1 protein-coding gene is annotated in these 526 nt (G+C 41.8%); it reads left to right on the top strand.

The features are described from left to right. Positions 1-93: 93 nt before the first annotated feature. Positions 94-526: 30S ribosomal protein S2 (gene rpsB / locus KY379_RS27235; RefSeq protein WP_261261851.1), on the top strand; the 433-nt coding region annotated here is incomplete at its 3' end.

Here is a 526-nt window from a genome sequence, read left to right as displayed (position 1 = left end):
TACTCATTCTTGATGAATTGTGAGACAGTTGCCCTTGGGTCGTTTTGCGAGTTGAAGTCAAGAAGAGGAAAAAAACAAAAAGGAGAAATACTCATGGCAGTAATTTCAATGAAACAACTTCTTGAGGCTGGTGTACACTTTGGTCACCAAACTCGTCGCTGGAACCCTAAGATGGCTAAATACATCTTTACAGAGCGTAACGGAATCCACGTTATCGACTTGCAACAAACTGTAAAATACGCTGACCAAGCATACGACTTCATGCGTGATGCAGCAGCTAACGATGCAGTTGTATTGTTCGTTGGTACTAAGAAACAAGCGGCTGATGCAGTTGCTGAAGAAGCAGTACGTTCAGGTCAATACTTTATCAACCACCGTTGGTTGGGTGGAACTCTTACAAACTGGGGAACAATCCAAAAACGTATCGCTCGTTTGAAAGAAATCAAACGTATGGAAGAAGATGGAACTTTCGAAGTTCTTCCTAAAAAAGAAGTTGCACTTCTTTACAAACAACGTGCACGTCTTG

Origin of the sequence: Pseudomonas sp. HD6422, from assembly GCF_025377065.1 — a bacterium.
Lineage (GTDB): Bacteria > Pseudomonadota > Gammaproteobacteria > Pseudomonadales > Pseudomonadaceae > Aquipseudomonas > Aquipseudomonas putida_U.
This window is presented reverse-complemented; position numbering and strand designations above follow the sequence as displayed.